At 68.8% G+C, this 17904-nt stretch carries 13 protein-coding genes; 8 read left to right on the forward strand and 5 right to left on the reverse strand.

Features of this window, described 5'->3' with window-relative positions:
- Positions 1-21: 21 nt before the first annotated feature.
- Genes IM738_RS03180 through IM738_RS03195 form a run of 4 tightly spaced genes read right to left on the reverse strand, consistent with a single transcriptional unit; the run spans position 22 to position 6061 of the window.
- On the reverse strand, positions 22-3195 hold the full coding sequence (locus tag IM738_RS03180; RefSeq protein WP_236964447.1) for an efflux RND transporter permease subunit: 3174 nt from the start codon (positions 3193-3195) through the stop codon (positions 22-24).
- Positions 3196-3205: 10 nt separating this feature from the next.
- Positions 3206-4390, reverse strand: coding sequence for an efflux RND transporter periplasmic adaptor subunit (locus IM738_RS03185; RefSeq protein ID WP_236964448.1), 1185 nt, complete (start codon positions 4388-4390; stop codon positions 3206-3208).
- The gene (locus IM738_RS03190) at positions 4387-5055 is read right to left on the reverse strand and encodes a TetR/AcrR family transcriptional regulator (RefSeq protein WP_236964449.1); all 669 of its coding nucleotides are present in this window, start codon (positions 5053-5055) and stop codon (positions 4387-4389) included. The genes IM738_RS03185 and IM738_RS03190 overlap by 4 nt, the downstream gene beginning before the upstream one ends.
- Before the next feature lie 49 nt (positions 5056-5104).
- A complete protein-coding gene (locus IM738_RS03195) occupies positions 5105-6061 on the reverse strand; it encodes a LysR family transcriptional regulator (protein ID WP_236964450.1) in 957 nt (318 codons plus the stop codon).
- Between the two features lie 158 nt (positions 6062-6219).
- On the opposite strand from IM738_RS03195, the gene IM738_RS03200 reads away from it, so the two are divergent.
- The 8 genes from IM738_RS03200 to IM738_RS03235 all read left to right on the forward strand — a co-directional run bounded on the left by IM738_RS03200 (position 6220) and on the right by IM738_RS03235 (position 16407).
- Positions 6220-8328, forward strand: a complete 2109-nt coding sequence (locus IM738_RS03200) for a bifunctional rhamnulose-1-phosphate aldolase/short-chain dehydrogenase (protein ID WP_236964451.1) — start codon at positions 6220-6222, stop codon at positions 8326-8328.
- Positions 8329-8450: 122 nt separating this feature from the next.
- Entirely contained in the window at positions 8451-9737 is a 1287-nt protein-coding gene (gene rhaI, locus IM738_RS03205) for an L-rhamnose catabolism isomerase (RefSeq protein ID WP_236964452.1), read from the forward strand.
- Positions 9738-9869: 132 nt separating this feature from the next.
- The gene (gene rhaS / locus IM738_RS03210; protein WP_236964453.1) at positions 9870-10862 is read left to right on the forward strand and encodes a rhamnose ABC transporter substrate-binding protein; all 993 of its coding nucleotides are present in this window, start codon (positions 9870-9872) and stop codon (positions 10860-10862) included.
- Between the two features lie 221 nt (positions 10863-11083).
- Complete coding sequence (locus IM738_RS03215; protein ID WP_236964454.1) at positions 11084-12679, forward strand: sugar ABC transporter ATP-binding protein; 1596 nt, start codon at positions 11084-11086, stop codon at positions 12677-12679.
- Positions 12676-13686 (forward strand): ABC transporter permease, encoded by a 1011-nt coding sequence (locus IM738_RS03220; protein WP_236964455.1) that lies wholly within the window; start codon positions 12676-12678, stop codon positions 13684-13686. The genes IM738_RS03215 and IM738_RS03220 overlap by 4 nt, the downstream gene beginning before the upstream one ends.
- Complete coding sequence (locus IM738_RS03225) at positions 13683-14666, forward strand: ABC transporter permease (protein WP_236964456.1); 984 nt, start codon at positions 13683-13685, stop codon at positions 14664-14666. The genes IM738_RS03220 and IM738_RS03225 overlap by 4 nt, the downstream gene beginning before the upstream one ends.
- Positions 14667-14680: 14 nt before the next feature.
- Positions 14681-15001 carry an L-rhamnose mutarotase gene (gene rhaM, locus IM738_RS03230; RefSeq protein WP_236964457.1) on the forward strand — a complete coding sequence of 107 codons (321 nt, stop codon included), beginning with the start codon at positions 14681-14683 and terminating at the stop codon, positions 14999-15001.
- Positions 14998-16407: an FGGY-family carbohydrate kinase gene (locus IM738_RS03235; RefSeq protein ID WP_236964458.1), complete on the forward strand. Its 1410-nt coding sequence runs from the start codon at positions 14998-15000 to the stop codon at positions 16405-16407. The genes rhaM and IM738_RS03235 overlap by 4 nt, the downstream gene beginning before the upstream one ends.
- A 1-nt stretch (position 16408) precedes the next feature.
- On the opposite strand, the gene IM738_RS03240 is transcribed toward IM738_RS03235, so the two are convergent.
- Complete coding sequence (locus IM738_RS03240) at positions 16409-17902, reverse strand: potassium/proton antiporter (protein ID WP_236964459.1); 1494 nt, start codon at positions 17900-17902, stop codon at positions 16409-16411.
- Positions 17903-17904: the final 2 nt, after the last annotated feature.

Below are 17904 nucleotides of genomic sequence, written 5' to 3' on the forward strand. Positions count from 1 at the left end.
GTTAGCCGAACTGTGTCCATTTTACCGAGCGGGGGTTTCTGCCCCGCTGACGCCGCGCCCCATCAGGCGCCGTGCCCAGTTCGCCAGATCGTCCATGTAGCAATAGACCACGGGCACCACCACCAGCGTCAGGATCGACGAGGTGATGACGCCGCCGATCACGGCCTGGCCCATGGGCGCGCGCTGCTCCGAGCCTTCGGTGAGCGCAAAAGCCAGCGGCACCATGCCGAACACCATGGCCAGCGTGGTCATGAGAATGGGGCGCAACCGCACCTTGGCCGCCAGCAGCAGGGCGTTTTCGCGGTCCAGTGGCGGCTGACCTTCGAAGCCCTCGCGGGCGCGGATGGCGAAGTCCACCAGCAGGATCGCGTTTTTCGTCACCAGGCCCATCAGCAGCACCACGCCGATCACCGAGAACATGCTCATGGTCGAGCCGAACATCAGCAGCGCCAGCACCACGCCGATCAGCGTGAGCGGCAGCGCGGTCATGAGCGCCAGCGGCTGCAGGAAGCTCTGGAACTGGCTGGCCAGGATCATGTAGATGAAGATGATGGCCAGCGCCAGCGCCGACACGGCGTAGCCGAACGACTCCTGCATGTTCTTGGTCGAACCGCCGAACTCGTAGCGGTAGCCCGGCGGCATGGCGATGGTGTCGAGCACCTGGCGGATCTCGGTGGACACATCGCCCGCCGAACGGCCGAACACGTTGGCGTTGATGGCGACCTCGCGGTTCAGGTTGCGGCGGTTGATCTGGTTCGGGCCGGTCGATTCCAGCACCTGCGCCACCTGGCCCAGGCGCACCACGCGCGCCGTGCCGTCGGCGGCGGTGCCGACCACGAAGGGCAGTTGCTCCAGGTCGCTGGTGCGCGCGCGTTGCTCGGGCGCCAGGCGCACGTTCACGTCGTAGCTCTCGCCGTCGGCCGCGCGCCAGTTGCCCACGGTCTGGCCCGCCACCAGGGTGCGCAGGCTGCCCGCCACCGACGCCGCGCTCAGGCCCGCGTCCGACGCGATCTCGCGCCGCATCACCACGTCCACCGTCGGCTTGTTGGGCTTGACGCTGGCGTCCAGGTCGACGAGCCCGACGATGGGGCGGATGCGCTCCATCACGGTCGCCGTCAGGCGCTCCAGCTCGGCCAGGTCGTCGCCCTGCAGCGAGAACTCGACCTGCTTGTTGCCGCCCACCGGGTCGAGCAGGCCCGCGTGCGTCACGTTGATGCCCGGCACCGTGCGCAGCCGGTCGCGCAGCCTCGCGGCCATGGTGTCGGCGTTGAGGCTGCGGTCCTGGCGGTCCACCAGGCGCACATAGACGCTGGCGTACATGGTGCCCTGCGCGTTGCCGGTGTTGATGGTCGAGAGCGTGTACTTCACCTCGGGAAACTCGCGCAGGATGGCCTCGACCTGTTTCGTCTTGGCCTCGGTGGCCTCCAGCGACGAGCCGACCGGCGTGTGGAACGAGAGCGAGGTTTCGGAGAAGTCGGCCTTGGGCACGAACTCGGTGCCGAGCAGCGGCACCATGAAAACGCTGCTGACGAACACCACCAGCGCCAGCGCCAGCGTGGCCAGCTTGTGGGTCAGCGACCAGCGCAGGGCGCCCTGGTAGGTCTCGGTCATGCTGTCCTGCAGGCGGTCGAACCAGCCGGTCACGCGGCCGATGGTCTTGTCGTACAGCGTGACGGGCGCGGCGTGCCGGCCGTGTTTCTCGATCTCCGGGTCGTGCCAGATCGAGGACAGCATCGGGTCGAGCGTGAAGCTCACGAACATCGAGATCAGCACCGCCGCCACCATGGTGATGCCGAACTCGTGGAAGAACTTGCCGATGATGCCGCCCATGAAGCCGATGGGCAGGAACACCGCCACGATGGACAGCGTGGTCGCGAGCACCGCGAGGCCGATTTCCTGCGTGCCGTCCATGGCGGCGTCGAAGGGCTTCTTGCCCATCTGCACGTGGCGCACGATGTTTTCGCGCACCACGATGGCGTCGTCGATCAGCAGGCCCACCGAGAGCGTGAGCGCCATCAGCGTGATCATGTTGATGGTGAAGCCGAACAGGTTCATGAAGAAGAAGGTGCCGATCACCGAGATCGGCAGCGTGAGGCCGGTGATCACGGTCGAGCGCCACGAGTTCAGGAACAGGAACACGATCAGCACGGTCAGCAGCGCGCCTTCGATCAGCGTGCGCCGCACGTTGTCCACCGAGACGCGGATCGGCCGCGAGCCGTCGGCGATCGGCTCCAGGCGCACGCCCGGTGGCAGCTCGGCCTTGAGCGACTCGATGGTGGCCTTCAGACCGTCGGTCACGGCGATGGTGTTTTCGTCCTGCGCCTTCTGCACCTGCAGCAGCAGCGTGCGCTGGCCGTTGTACAGCGCGAGGCTGGACACCTCCTGCGTGCCGTCGCTCACCTTGGCCACCTGCGAGAGCCGCACCGGGCTGCCGCCCCGGCGCGCGACGATGATGTCTTCAAAGTCTTTCGGGTTCTGCAGGCGCGAGAGCACCTGCACCACGCGGTCGCGCTCGGTGGTCTTGAGCGTGCCGACCGGGAGGTCCTGGTTGTCGTTGCGCACCGCCGTGGCGATCTGGTCGGCGGTGATGCCCAGGGCCTCCATGGCCGAGGGATCGAGGTCGATGTTGACCGCGCGGCGCGTGCCGCCGACCAGCGTCACCGAGCCCACGCCGCGCACGTTTTCCATGCGCTTCTTCAAGGTCTGTTCGGCCCAGGTGGTCAGCTCCACAGCAGAAGGCGCTTTGCCGTTCACGGCCTCCGGGAGGACCGCGACCGACCAGATCGAGCGGGCCGACGGGTCGAAGCGCAGCACGCGCGGTTCTTTCACGTCGGTGCGGAAGGTCGGGCGCAGGATGGCGATTTTCTCGCGCACGTCGTCGGCCGCCTTGCGCCCGTCGATGTGCAGCTGGAACTCGATGATGACGACCGACTGGCCTTCGTAGCTGCGCGAGGTGAGGGCGTTGACGCCGGCGATGGCGTTGACCGCTTCTTCCACCTTCTTCGTGACCTCGCTCTCCACGATCTCGGGCGAGGCGCCGGGGTACTCGGTGGTGACCACCACCACGGGGAAGTCGATGTTGGGGAACTGATCCACCTTGAGGCGCTGGAACGAAAACAGCCCCAGCACCGTCAAGGCAAGCATCACCATGGTCGCGAAGACCGGGTTGCGCAGCGAAACCTGGGTGAACCACATGGCGCGGCGCTCAGTTCGACGCAGCCGGGGGAGCGGAGCCAGCGGCCGGGGTCGCGAGCTGGACCTCGGTGCCCTCGCGGATCAGCCCGGCCTGTGCGCGCAGCAGTTGCGTGCCCACCGGTGCCGCCTTCACGCCGTCCACGATCAGCATGGGCTCGCCGTTCAGCACACCCTGGCGTTCCACCGTCACCGGCACATGGGCGACCTTGCCGTTCTGAACCACCTGCAGGTAGGGCTGCGGCTTGTCGTTGCGCACGGCCGAGAGCGGCACCGCCGGTGCGTTCAGTCGGCCGGTGACGATTTCGCCCTGTGCGAACAGGCCCTGGCGCATGCCGGCCGCGGCGGGCACGCGCAGGTAGATCAGCACGCTGCGGCTGCCCGCCTGCACGCTGGGGTTGATGCGTGCCACGGCCGCGTCCACCGGCGCGGCCAGACCCTCGACCGTGAGCCGCGCCTTCTGCCCCGCGATCACGCCCGCGGCGTCGGCCGGGGCCAGCGCGGCCTCCAGCTCGAAGCCGGAGAGATCAACCACCTCCAGCACGCGCGCGTCCAGCGCCACCCGCTCGCCGTTCTGCGCCAGCCGCGCCGATACCTGGCCACTCAGCGGCGAGCGCAGCGTGGTGTCGCCCAGTGTCTTGCGCGCGATGTCCAGCGCCGCCATGGCGGCCATGTGGTTGGCCTCGGCCGCCGCCAGGCTGGACGACGAGGTCTCCAGCGCGGTGGCCGAGATGAAACCCTGCTTCACCAGCGACTGGTTGTTGTCCTGCGTGCGGCGGGCGATGGTCACCTGGGCCTGTGCCGATTTGGCCTGCTGCTCGGCCTGGCGCACCCGCGCCTGCGCCTCGGTGCTGTCGATGCGCGCGACCACTTCGCCCGCCCGCACCGTCTCGCCTTCGCGCTTGCTCAGGCCCTGCAGCTCGCCCGCGACCCTGGCCTTGATGGCGGCCGTCTGCAGCGCCCTGAGCGAGCCCGAGACCGCCACCGACTGCGCCAGGTCCAGCTGCTGCACCACCGCCACGTCCTGAGGCGAGAGCTGGTAGACCGGGGCCTGCTGCGCGGCCACCGCCGCCGCGCTGGCCGCGTCGTTGCGTGCCTGGCGCTGCTTCAGCGCGCGCCCGACGCCCAGGGCGATGGCCAGCACCAGCAGGCCCAGCAACAACCACTTGATCCAGGCGGAACGCGACGAGGGGCTCATGGGGGGGACGTTTCAGGTGAAGAAGGGGGGCGGAGCAGCATGCCGTTGAGCAGCAAGCCCACTTGGGTGTCGATGAAGCTGACCGGGTCGATCTGCTGGCTGGAGGGGCAGCAGGGCGCCATCGAGTGTTTCCACATCAGCAGAAAGATCATGGGGGCGATCAGGCTGTAGATCGCGTACTCGAGTTCCATGGTTCGGAACTCGCCGCGGTCCATGCCCCGTTGCAGCACCCGCTTGAGCAGGTCGTGGCCCGGACCGATCACTTCCTGCTGGTAGAAGGCGGCGATCTCGGGGAACGTGCCCGACTCGCTCATCACCAGCTTGGTGATGCCCGAGGCCGTGGTCATGCCGATGCGCTCCCACCACGATTGCATGGTGTAGCGCAGCAGCTCGGCGCTGTCGCCCTGGAACTGGTCCAGCTCCTGGTTCCATTCGCTGAACCGGCCCGCGATGCTTTCGCGCACCACCGCCTTGAACAGCTCTTCCTTGCTCGGGAAATAGAGGAACAGCGTGCCCTTGGAAACGCCCGCGCGCGCGGCGACTTCTTCGACGCGGGTGGCGGCAAAGCCTTTTTCAACGAACAGGGCGAGGGCGGCGTCCAGCAGTTCGCCGGGGCGCGCTTCTTTGCGGCGCTCCCGTTTGCCGGTGGGTGAGGAGGTGTCCATTTTTTAGTGACTGACTGGTCAGTAATGTAACCAGTCGGCCCGGGCGGTGTCAACGCGAGGCCGGCACCACGATGCCCTCGCAGGCGGCAATGCGCGCGCCCTCGTCGAACACAAACTGCTTGAAGGCCAGGTTGACGCCGCTCAGGCCGGTGTCGCGGCGGTGGATGAAGCACCAGTCGATGAACTTGGGCATGTCCACCACGTCGAGCATCGCGATGCGGCCCGCCGCCAGCTCCACCTGGACCACGTGGGCCGAAAGAAAGCTGATGCCCAGGCCGCACATCACCGCGTGTTTGATGGTTTCGTTGCCGGCCAGCTCCATGCCCAGCCGCACCTGGATCGACTGCGCCTGCAGCAGCTGCTCAAGGAACGAACGGGTGGACGAGCCCTGCTCGCGGAAGATGAAGTCCTCGTGCTGCAGCTCGGCCCACGGGATGCCCTGCCTGCCGACGAGAGGGTGGTCGGGGGCCGCCACGATGCAGTGCGGGTGGCGCGCGAAGCTTGATGCGTCGAGGTCGGCCTCGGACGGCGGGTAGCCGGTGATCGCGATGTCGAGCTGGTGCTCGACCAGCATGGCCAGGATCTCCGGGCGCTTGGCCACGGTCAGCTTGAGCCGCACGTCGGGGAAGCGCTGGTGGAATTCGTGCAGCAGCCGGGGCGCGAAGTAGTGCGCGGGCGAGACCACGCCCAGGTGCAGCAGGCCGCGCGGGCCGCGCGCCCCGTCGCCGGCGGCGCCTTCTTCGTGGAAGGCCATGGCGTTTTCGGCGTCCTTCACCTGCGCGAGGATGCGCCGCGCGTGCAGCACGAGCTCGCGCCCGGCCTCGCTCAGGCGCTTGCGGTCGTTCGGGTCGAAGAGGGCGATGCGCAGCTCTTTTTCGAGCTGGCGCACGAGCATGGACACGGCGGGCTGCGTCATGCCCAGCTGTTCGGCCGCGCGGGAAAAGCCGCCGAGCCGCGCCACGGCCTCAAACACCTTGAGCTGGCGGATGTTCATCGAAGCCGTCACGGAAGTTTTTCCCTATGGGTTACCCGAATGGATGGGCGGGTTTGGCTGTCTGGCGGCCATGGAAACGCCGCAGTGGCGAATTTTATAAGTGATCATGATGGTTTTCATAAGTTTTCATAAATTGCTCGTATGGGTTTGCGTGCCTACCATCGCGCCCCATGAACACACCGACCCCTGCCCACGCCTTCCCGAGCTGGAACGACGCCGCCACCGCCGGCATGGACGAACCCCAGCTGCTGCTCTACCGCTCCAACCTGCTGGGCTCCGACCTGCGCATCACCAACTACGGGGGCGGCAACACCTCCGCCAAGATCTGGCAACAAGACCCACTGACCGGCGAGCAGGCCGAGGTGCTGTGGGTCAAGGGCTCGGGCGGCGACGTGGGCTCGATGAAGCTCGACGGCTTCTCCACGCTCTACATGGACAAGCTGCGCGCCTTGAAGGGCCTGTACCGGGGTCTCGAGAACGAAGACGAAATGGTGGGCTACCTGCCGCACTGCACCTTCAACCTCAACACCCGCGCCGCCTCCATCGACACCCCGCTGCACTCCAGCCTGCCCTACGTGCACGTGGACCACATGCACCCCGACGCGGTGATCGCCATCGCCGCCATGGCGAACTCCGAGGCCATCACGAAGCAGGTGTTCGGCGGCACCGTGGGCTGGATGCCCTGGTTGCGCCCCGGCTACGAGCTGGGCCAGCAACTGGCCGCCTGCAACGCCGCGAACCCGGGCCTGCGCGGCATCGTGCTGGGCGGCCACGGCCTGTTCAGCTGGGGTGACAGCTCGAAGGCCTGCTACGAGAACACGGTGGACCTGATCCAGCGCGCCCAGACCTGGCTGAACCAGGAGCGCACCGCGCGCAACGTGCCCGTGTTCGGCGGCGCGGCCGTGGCCCCGCTGGCCGACGCCGAGCGCGACGCGGCCCTGGCCCGCGTGTTGCCGGTGCTGCGTGGCCTGTCGGCCGAAGGCGCGCCGAAGCTGCTGCACCTGAACACCTCGGCCGAGGTGATGGAGTTTGTGAACTCCAAAGACCTGGAGCCGCTGGCCGCGCTCGGCACCTCGTGCCCCGACCACTTCCTGCGCACCAAGATCCGCCCGCTGATCGTGCCAGAAGCCGTTTACCAGCTGCAGGGCGCCGAGCTGAAGGCGCGCCTGAGCGAGCTGCTCGCGGGCTACCGCGCCGACTACGCCGCCTATTACGAGCGCTGCAAGCGCGCCAACAGCCCGGCGCTGCGCGACCCGAACCCGGTGGTGATCCTGTTGCCGCGCATCGGCATGGTGACGATCGCCAAAGACAAGGCCACGGCCCGCATCGCCGGCGAGTTCTACGTCAACGCCATCAACGTGATGCGCGAGGCCAACGCGGTGGACCGCTACGTGGGCCTGCCCGAGCAGGAGGCGTTTGACATCGAGTACTGGCTGCTCGAAGAAGCCAAGCTGCAGCGCATGCCCAAGCCGAAGCCGATGGTGGGCAAGGTGGCGCTGGTCACCGGTGGCGCCGGTGGCATCGGCCAGGCGATCGCGAAACGCATCCTCGCCGACGGCGGCTGCGTGGTGCTGGCCGACATCGACCAGGACGCCCTGAACACGGTGGGCGCCGAGCTGGCCAAGGCCCACGGCAAGGACCATGTGCGCGGCGTGCGCTGCGACGTGACCGACGAAGCCAGCGTGATCGCTGCCTTCGACCGCGCCGCCATCGAATTCGGCGGCGTCGACATCCTGGTGAGCAACGCCGGCATCGCCTCGGCCGCGCCCATCGAAGACACCAGCCTCGCGCTGTGGAACAAGAACCAGAGCATCCTGGCCACGGGCTACTTCCTCGTGGGCCGCGAGGCCTTCAAGCAGATGAAGGCGCAGGGCACGGGCGGCGCCATCATCATGATCGCCAGCAAGAACGGCATGGTCGCGAGCAACCAGGCCACCGCCTACTGCGCGGCCAAGGCCGCCGAGATCCAGCTCAGCCGCAGCTTCGCGCTGGAAGGCGCGCCGCTGGGCATCCGCTCCAACGTGGTGAACCCTGACGCGGTGATCCGCGGCTCCAAGATCTGGACCGGGAAATGGAGCGAAGAGCGCGCCGCCGCCAACAAGATCGAAGAGGGCGACCTCGAAGCCTTCTACCGCGACCGCAGCATGCTCAAGCGCAGCGTGTTCCCGGAAGACATCGCCGAAGCCACCTATTTCTTCGCCGCCGAGCACCTGAGCGCCAAGAGCACCGGCAACATCCTCAACGTGGACGCCGGCAACCTGGCCGCTTTCACCAGATAACCCCCTGCGCCGCGCTGCGCGCGTCACCCCCCAGGGGGCGACGCCAGCGGCCCGGCCAAGCCGGTTCCGCGGCGTCCACGGACGAGATGGGCGCGCAGGCACCCGCACAACAAGGAAGAGACATGAAGACCATCGACAACGGATTGCTGGAATCGCACAACGAGCAGCTGCTGCGCCACGTGCGCAACGACTACGAACACCTCGGCGAGCAGCTGGCCCGCCGCAACATCGACATCGACGTGGTGCGCCAACAAACGGCCACCTTCGGCGTCGCCATCCCCAGCTGGGGCGTGGGCACCGGCGGCACGCGCTTTGCCCGCTTTCCCGGTCAGGGCGAGCCGCGCAATGTGTTCGACAAGCTGCAGGACTGCGGCGTGATCCAGCAGCTCACGCGCATCACGCCCACGGTGTCGCTGCACATCCCCTGGGACAAATGCAGCGACTGGAGCGAGCTGCGGGGCGCCGCCGCCGCGCAGGGCCTGGCCTTCGACGCCATGAACTCCAACACCTTCTCCGACCAGGCCGGCCAGGCGCACAGCTACAAGTACGGCAGCCTGAGCCACACCGACGCCGCGACCCGCGCGCAGGCCGTGGCGCACAACCTGGAGTGCATCGAGATCGGCCAGGCCCTGGGCTCCAAGGCCCTGACGGTGTGGGTCGGCGACGGCAGCAACTTTCCCGGTCAGCAGCACTTCCGCCGTGCCTTCGACCGCTACCTGGACAGTGCCCGCCAGATCTACGCCGCGCTGCCCGGCGACTGGCGCATGTTCCTCGAACACAAGATCTGCGAGCCGGCGTTCTACAGCACGGTGATCCAGGACTGGGGCTCGAGCTTCCTCGCCGCCAGCACGCTGGGCCCGAAGGCGCAGTGCCTGGTGGACCTCGGCCACCACGCGCCCAACGTCAACATCGAGCTGATCGTGGCGCGCCTGATCGCGGCCGGCAAGCTCGCCGGCTTCCACTTCAACGACAGCAAGTACGGCGACGACGACCTGGACGCCGGCAGCGTCAGCCCCTACCGCCTGTTCCTGGTGTTCAACGAGCTGGTGGCCGCAGCCAGCGAAGGGGTGGCGTTCGACCCGGCCTACATGCTGGACCAGAGCCACAACGTGACCGACCCGATCGAGAGCCTGATGACCAGCGCCGTGCAGTGCCAGCGCAGCCACGCGCAGGCCCTGCTGGTGGACCGCGCTGCGCTCGACGCCGCCCAAGAGGCCAACGACGCGCTGACCGCGACCCACCTGCTCAAGACCGCGTTCCAGACCGACGTGACCCCGTTGCTGCAACAGGTGCGCCTGGACGCGGGCGCCGCCATCGACCCGGTGGCCGTGTACCGCGCCAGCGGCTACCGCGCGCGCATGGCCGCGGCCCGGCCCGCCGTGGCCGGCGGTGGGGGCGGCATCGTCTGACCGGCTTCTGTGTCCTGGTCGCTGGTGCCGAAGGGGAGGCCAGCGACCCAGGCAGGACCACCGGCCGTGTCGGGGCCGCACCTGCCGAGACGCTTTTCCCCGTGCTTCGTTTCAACAACCCTGGAGACATTGATGAACAAAAAACTTTCCCTGCTGGCCGCTGCGGCCCTCGCCCTGTCGCTCGCCCAGCCCGCGCTGGCCGCCGACAAGATCGCGCTCGTGGTCAAGAGCCTGGGCAACGGTTTCTTTGACGCCGCCCACCAGGGTGCGCTCGAAGCCGCCAAGGAGCTCAAGGACGTCGAGATCATCTACACCGGCCCGGCCAAAGCCACGGCCGAAGGCCAGATCGAGATCGTCAACGCCCTGATCGCGCAGAACGTGAAGGCCATCGTGATCTCCGCCAACGACCCCGACGCGCTGGTGCCCTCGCTCAAGAAGGCCATGGCCCGTGGCATCAAGGTGATTTCGTTCGACTCGGGTGTCAAGAAAGAAGGCCGCCTGATGCAGCTGAACCCGTCGAACAGCGCGCTGATCGGCGAGAAGCTGGTGAAGATGAGCGAGCAGGTGGTGGGCAAGACCGGCGAGATCGCCGTGCTGTCGGCCACCGCACAGGCCACCAACCAGAACATCTGGATCGCCGAGATGAAGAAGGTGCTGGCCCAGCCCGCCTTTGCCGGCCTGAAGCTGGTCAATGTGGTCTACGGTGACGACCAGACCGACAAGAGCTACCGCGAAGCGCAGGGCCTGTTCAAGAGCTACCCCAACCTGAAAGCCATCGTGGCCCCGACCACGGTGGGCATCGCCGCCGCGGCCAAGGCCGTGCAGGACGAGAAGAAGGTCGGCCAGATCTTCGTGACCGGCCTGGGCCTGCCGTCTGAAATGGCCGGCCACGTGAAGAGTGGCGCGGTGAAGTCGTTCGCGATCTGGAACCCCATCGACCTCGGCTACTCGTCCATCATGGCCGCCAGCGCCTTCATCAAGGGCACGGCCAAGGGCGTGGCCGGCGAGAAGATTTCGCTGGGTCGTGTCGGCAGCACCACGCTGGACAAGGACCTCGAAGGCGCGATGGCCGAGCCGTTCACCTACGACGCGGGCAACGTGGACAAGTTCGCAAAAATCTTTTGAAACACCCCCCGCGCCGCTTCGCGTCACCCCCCTCAAGGGGGGCGGCACCAGAGGCCCGGCGAAGCCGGTTCCTCGGTGCCCCCGGTGGGCGCTGCTTCATGCGGTGCGGGTGGCGCTCCGGCGCCGTGGAAACCGCTTACCCCGACTCCTGACGGCCGTTGATGGTGCTGCGGGGGAACCCGTCGTACCCTTGCCCAGTCTCTTGCCCCCAACGCGCTGCCATGAACCCTGATTCCCCTCCCGCGTGGCTCTCGCTGCGTGGCATCCACAAACGCTTCGGCCCGACCCATGCCCTCAAAGGCGTGGACCTGGAGCTGGTGCCGGGCCAGGTGCTGGCCCTGATCGGTGAAAACGGTGCCGGCAAATCCACGCTGGTGAAAACGCTCACCGGCGTGCATCAGCCCGAAGAGGGCGAGATCCGCATCGAAGGCCGGCCGGTGCGTTTTGCCAAGGCGCAGGACGCGCAGGCCGCCGGCATCGTGGCGGTGCACCAGGAAACGGTGATGTTCGAGGAGCTGAGCGCGGCCGAGAACATCTTCATCGGCCGCCAGCCCACGCGCGGCGCGGGCCTGTTCAAGGTGATCGACTGGGCGCGCATGAACGCCGAGGCCCAGGTGGTGCTCGACCGCGTGGGCGCGGGCTTCGCCGCCACCACGCTGGTGAAGCAGCTGAGCCTGGCGCAGCGCCACCTGATCGAGATCGCGCGCGCCCTGTCGCAGAACGCCCGCGTGGTGATCCTCGACGAACCCACCGCCGCCCTGTCGCAGGCCGAGATCCGCGACTTCTTCGGCCTCGTGCGCGGCCTGAAGAACGAGGGCGTGGCGGTGCTCTTCATCACCCACAAGTTCGACGAGATTTTTGCCGTCTGCGACCGCTACGTGGTCTTGCGCGACGGCGCGTCGGTGGGTTCGGGCGCCATCGCCGACGCCGACGAACCCGCGCTGGTGGGCCTGATGGCCGGCCGCGCCATCGAACAGATCTACCCGCCCATCCACAGCCAGCCGGGCGAGGTGGTGTTGCAGGTCAAGGGCCTGAGCCACCCGACCGAATTCGCCGACCTCGGCTTCGAGCTGCGGCGCGGCGAGATCCTGGGCTTCTACGGCCTGATCGGCGCCGGCCGCAGCGAGGCCATGCTCGCGCTGATGGGCCTGAACCCGGCGGCCACCGGCGAGGTGGTGGTGGAGGGCCGCCGCATCGAGATCCGCCGGCCCGGCGACGCCATTGCCGCCGGCCTGGCCTACGTGCCCGAAGAGCGGCAGCGCCAGGGCGCGGTGCTGGGTTTTTCGGTGCGGCACAACATCAGCCTGGCCGGTCTGGCCAGCGGCGTGTCGGCGCTGTCGCGCGGGCCCTGGTTGTCGGCCGCGCGCGAGTCCGATCTCGCGGCCCGCATGATTCAACGCCTGCGCATCAAGACCGCGAGCCAGGACACGCCGCTGTCGGGGCTGTCGGGCGGCAACCAGCAGAAGGTGGTGATCGCCAAGTGGCTGGGGCTGAACCCGCGCATCGTGATCCTGGACGAGCCCACCAAGGGCATCGACGTGGGCGCCAAACAGGCCGTCTACCACCTGATCGCCGAGATGGTGGAGCAGGGCCTGGCGGTGATCCTGGTGTCGTCCGAACTGCCCGAGGTGATGCACCTCGCGCACCGCGTCATCGTCATGCGGCGCGGCCGCATGGTGAGCGAGTTCGCCATGGGCTCGGTGGACGCCGAGACCATCGTGTCCGCCGCGTCGGGCCTGGGGCTGGGACACGCCGCCGTGCCGCCGACCGCTGCCGCGGTGCCCCCCGTCCGTCTGCCCACCGAGGTGCACCCATGACAACCAACCCCCTGACCGCGCTGGCGCAGGTGCGGCGCGAGTGGCTGCTGCTGGCCATCATCGCCGTCATCGTGCTCGCGGTGGGCGCGCGCGCGCCCGTGTTCCTGACCCTGCGCAACGCGCTGGACATCGGCAACGACTCGGCCATCCTCGCCATCCTGGTGATGGGCCAGATGCTGGTGCTGCTGACGCGCGGCGTTGACCTCTCGGTGGCGTCCAACCTGGCGCTCACCGGCATGTTGTGCGCACTGGCCGGGCGGGCCTGGCCCGGCATTCCGCTGGTGGCGCTGATCGCCATGGCCTGCGCCATCGGCGCGGCGCTGGGCTTCGTCAACGGCTGGTTGATCATGCGGTTTTCGCTGCCCTCCATCGTGGTCACGCTGGGCACGCTGTCGCTCTACCGGGGCGCGGTGTTCGTGGCCAGCGGCGGCGCCTGGGTGTCGGACCACGAGATCCACCCGCTCATCAAAGGCCTGCCGCGCGAGACCCTGCTCGGCCTGCCCATGCTGATCTGGTTCGCCGCCGTGGTGGTGGCGCTGACCTTCTGGCTGCTGCACTGGCGGCGCGAAGGGCGCGAGCTCTACGCCTACGGCGGCAACCCCTCGGCCGCGCTGTACGCCGGCATCCCGGTGCAGCGCCGGCTGGTGATGGCCTACACCGTGTCGGGCCTGCTGGCCGGGCTGGCGGGCCTGCTCTGGGTGGGGCGGTATTCGATTGCGTTTTCCGAGCTGGCCTCGGGCTACGAGCTGACGGTGATCGCGGCCTGCGTGATCGGTGGCGTGAGCATCGGCGGCGGTGTCGGCACCATTGGCGGCGCGGTGCTCGGCGTGTTGTTCATCGGCGTGGTCAACGGCGCGCTGCCGGTGATACAGGTTTCGCCGTTCTGGCAGCAGGCGATTGCGGGCGCGGTGATTTTGGTTTCGGTGGTGCTCAACGCCACGGCCGACCGCAAAAAAGGGCGGCAGATTCTGGACCGCTCGGCGGTCCCACAAGGAGGAATGGCATGAGGGCACTCGACACCTGGGAGCGCGTGCTGATCGCGCTGATCGTGCTGGTCTACCTGGGCTTCGGCTTGGGGCTAGAGGGCTTCTTCTCGCCCTACGCGCTGGCCGACAGCACCTACAACTTTTCAGAGAAGGCCCTGATCGCGCTGGCGATGGCGCTGCTGGTGGTGTCGGGCGAGATCGACCTCTCGATTGCCGCCACCATGGCGCTGGCCTCGCTGGCCATGGGCCTGGCGATGCAGGCAGGCGCCAGCCTGCCGCTGATGCTGTGCGCCGCGTTGGCCACGGGCGCGCTCTGCGGCGGACTCAACGGCTGGCTCGTGACGCGCTGGAAGCTGCCGTCCATCGTGGTCACCATCGGCACGCTCTCGCTCTACCGGGGCCTGGCGCAGGTGGTGCTGGGCGACCAGGCGATCACCGGTTACCCCGAGACGCTGAGCACCTGGGGCAACGGCAGCATCGGCGACCTGATCGGCCAGCCGGGGTTCATCGTGCCCATCGAGTTCGGCGTGATGTTGCTGATGGCAATCCTGGTGGGCCTGTTCCTGCACGCCACGGTGCACGGCCGGCGGGTTTACGCCATCGGCGCCAACCCGATTGCGTCGCGTTTTTCGGGCATCTCGGTGGACCGCTACCGCCTGATGCTGTTTGTGTTCGCCGGCATCATGGCGGCGCTCGCGGCCATCCTGCTCACCGGGCGCATCGGCAGCACGCGGCCCAACCTGGCCATGGGCTGGGAACTGGACGCGGTGACCATCGTGATCCTCGGCGGCGTGGCCATCGAGGGCGGGCGCGGCAGCATCGTGGGCGTGATCCTCGCGGCCGTGCTGCTGGGCAGCTTCAACTTCGCGCTGGGCATGCTCAACGTGTCGGGCATCGTGATGTCGATGATCGTGGGCGCGCTGCTGATCGTGGCGATGGTGCTGCCGCGCTGGCTCAGGGTGTTGCGCCGGCCGTCCGCCGCCGTGCTCAAACCAGCCTGAACACGGAGTCCACCATGACCCCCGAAAAGATCGCTTTCCGCATGTTCCTGAACCCCGGCTGCGAGGCCGAGTACCAGCGGCGCCACGATGCCATCTGGCCCGAGCTGTCGGCGCTGTTGAAAGAGCGCGGCGTGTCCGACTACAGCATCTTTCTCGACGCGCCGCGCGGCGTGCTGTTCGCCGTCTTGCGCCGCAGCGCCGGCCACGGCATGGACAGCCTGCCGCAGCACCCGGTGATGCAGCGCTGGTGGCAGCACATGAAAGACCTGATGCGGACGAACCCCGACGGCTCGCCCGTGGCCGAGCCGCTGCCCTGCGTGTTCCATCTCGAATGACCCACACCCTCATCCTCGACATCGGCAAGACCAACGCCAAGCTGCTGCTCATCAGCGAGGCCGGTGAGGTGCTGGCCCGCGAGGTGCAGGCCAACAAGGCGGTGCAGGGTGCCGATTACCTGGAGCTCGGCGTGGGCGCGCTCGAAGCTTGGTTGCTGCGAACCATCCCCGCCTTGCCACAGCGCGAGCACATCGCGCACCTCCACGTCAGCACCCACGGCGCGGCCTTTTGCGCCATCGACGGCGAGCGCCTCGTGCTGCCGCCCATGGACTACGAATGGGACGGCTACGGTGCGCACCGCGAGGCCTTTCAACGCCTCGCCGACGGCTTCGAGACCACCGGTTCGCCCGACCTGCCACTGGGCCTGAACGCCGGCCTGCAGCTGTACTGGCTGCAGCAGACGCAGCCTGCCGCGTGGCAGCGCATCCGCCACTGGCTGCCGTACCCGCAGTACTGGGCCTGGTGGTTCAGCGGCGTGGCCGCGAGCGAGGTGTCCTCGCTCGGTTGCCACACCCACCTGTGGTCACCCGCAGAGCAGCGGCCGGCCGCGTGGACGCAGCGCGCCGGCATCGCCGCGCTGTTCGCGCCGCTGAAAAAAGCCTGGGAGGTGCTGGGCCAGGTGAAGCCCGCCCTGGCCGCGCGCCTGCAGCTGCCCGCCACCTGCCAGGTGCACGTGGGCGTGCACGACAGCAACGCCTGCCTCGCCCGCCACCTGCACGCCGTGCCCCACGGCACGGTGGTCTCCACCGGCACCTGGTGCGTGGTCATGGCGCCCGGCGGCTCGGCGACGGCGCTCGCGCCCGAGCGCGATGAACTGGTCAACGTGTCGGTGGAAGGCGGGGCCGTGCCCACCGCGCGTTTCATGGGCGGGCGTGAGTTCGCCGCCCTGTGCGACGGCGCCGACCCCGCGCTCGCCACGCTGGTCGCGCTCGACGAGCTGCTGGCGCAAGGCTGGGCGGCCACGCCGTCGTTCGCGGAAGCCGGGCCGTATCAGGGCCAGCAGGGCCGCGTGTGGCAAGACGGGTGGGCACAGGCCGGTGGCACACAGGCGGTGCCCGCGCACCTGCGGCCGGCGCTCGCGGCGCTCTACTGCGCCGACATCACGGCCGAGCTGGTGGCGTCGCTGGCCACCGGCGACGCCTCGGCGCCCGCGGTGGTGGAAGGGCCGCTCGCGGGTAACGTGGTCTACACCACGGCGCTCTCGGCGTGGCTGGCCGGCCGCCGTGTGCTGCGCTCGACCGATGCGCTCGAAGGCACGGCCCGCGGTGCCTGGATGCTGGCCGACTGGCCCGCGCGCGCACGGCTCTCGGGCTGGTACGAGCCCTTGCCGGTGGTCGGGCCGGATCTGCGGCAGCGGCTGCAACGCTACCGGGACCAACGCACGGCCTTGCTCCAGGCCGCGTGAATCACCCCAGCCGGATGCCCACCCGCGTGATGCGGTTGCCGTCCATCTTGCGCACGCTCAGCTCGGCGGCGCCCAGCAGCGCGCCGTCGCCCACCACCGGCGGGCGGTTGATCTGTTGGTTCAGCCAGGCGGCCACGTCGGTGGTGGATTCCGCCGGCATCGGCAGCCCGTAGAACCCGCACAGCGTGTCCATCGGCGTGGTGGCGTCGATCACGAAATCGCCGAACACCAGGCGGTTGCCCAGTTCGTCCTTCGGGTCCGGCAAGGCCACGCCCAGGCGCCGCGCGCTCCAGGCGATCGTCCCGCCCTGCAGCAACAGCGAGGTGAGCACCACCACGAAGGCCACGTTGAAAAACGTGCGGGCCCCGACCACCCCCGCCAGCAGCGGGTACACCGCCAGCACGATGGGCACCGCGCCGCGCAGCCCCACCCAGCTGATGAAACCGATCTCGCGCCCGCTGAAGCGGAACGGCACCAGGCACAGCCACACCGAGACCGGCCGGGCCACCAGCATCAGCACCGCCGACACGCCCAGCGCCGGCCACAGCGAGCGCAGCATGTCGCTCGGCGTCACCAGCAGGCCCAGCAGCAGGAACATGCCCGCCTGCGCCAGCCAGGCGTAGCCGTCCATGGCCGAGAGCGCCCGCCGCACCGGGTGCCGCGCCCGGTTGCCCACCACCACGCCCATGGCGTACACCGCCAGAAAGCCCGAGCCGCCCAGCCAGGTGGTGGCGGCGAACACCGCCAGCCCGCCCGACACCACCAGCAGCGCGCGCACGCCGCCGCCGCCGTCCGACCCGCGGCCCAGGCCGTTGAGCAAGGCCGCCAGGGCCCAGCCGCTGCCCAGGCCCATGGCCGTGCCCCAGCCCAGGTGCAGCAACAGCGCCCACACCGCGTGCAGCACCTGCTGCGCGTCCCACGGCGTTGCGACGGCGTTGACCGCCTGACCCGCCGTGGCCAGGCCGATGAAGGTGAGCGTCAGGTACACCGCCATCGGGTCGTTCAGGCCCGACTCGATCTCCAGCGTCGCGGCCACCCGCTCGTTGAGCGTCACGCCCGAGGACTTCAGCAGCGAAAACACCGCCGCCGCGTCGGTCGAACCCACGATGGCGCCCACCAGCAGCGCCAGCGGCCAGCTCAGGTCCAGCAGCCAGCGCGCCGCCAGGCCGGTGATGACCGCACACACCAGCACGCCCAGCGTGGCCAGCAGCAGCGAGGGCTTCAAGCCGGTGCGGAAGGTGGCGTAGTCGGTGCGCAGGCCGCCGTCCAGCAGGATCACGGCGAGCGCCACGTTGCCCACCCAGAAACTCAGGCCGAAGTCCTCGAACACCAGGCCACCGGGCCCGTCCACCCCAGCCAGGATGCCCACCAGCAGGAACACCAGCAGGAACGAGAACCCCACCCGCGCCGACAACACCCCGGCCAGCACGCTCACGAACACCAGCGACGCGGCCACGAGCAGCGGCAGGGCGAGGAAGTCGAGCGAAAGGGTCATGG

Source organism: Hydrogenophaga sp. SL48 (assembly GCF_021729865.1).
Classification (GTDB): Bacteria; Pseudomonadota; Gammaproteobacteria; order Burkholderiales; family Burkholderiaceae_C; genus Hydrogenophaga.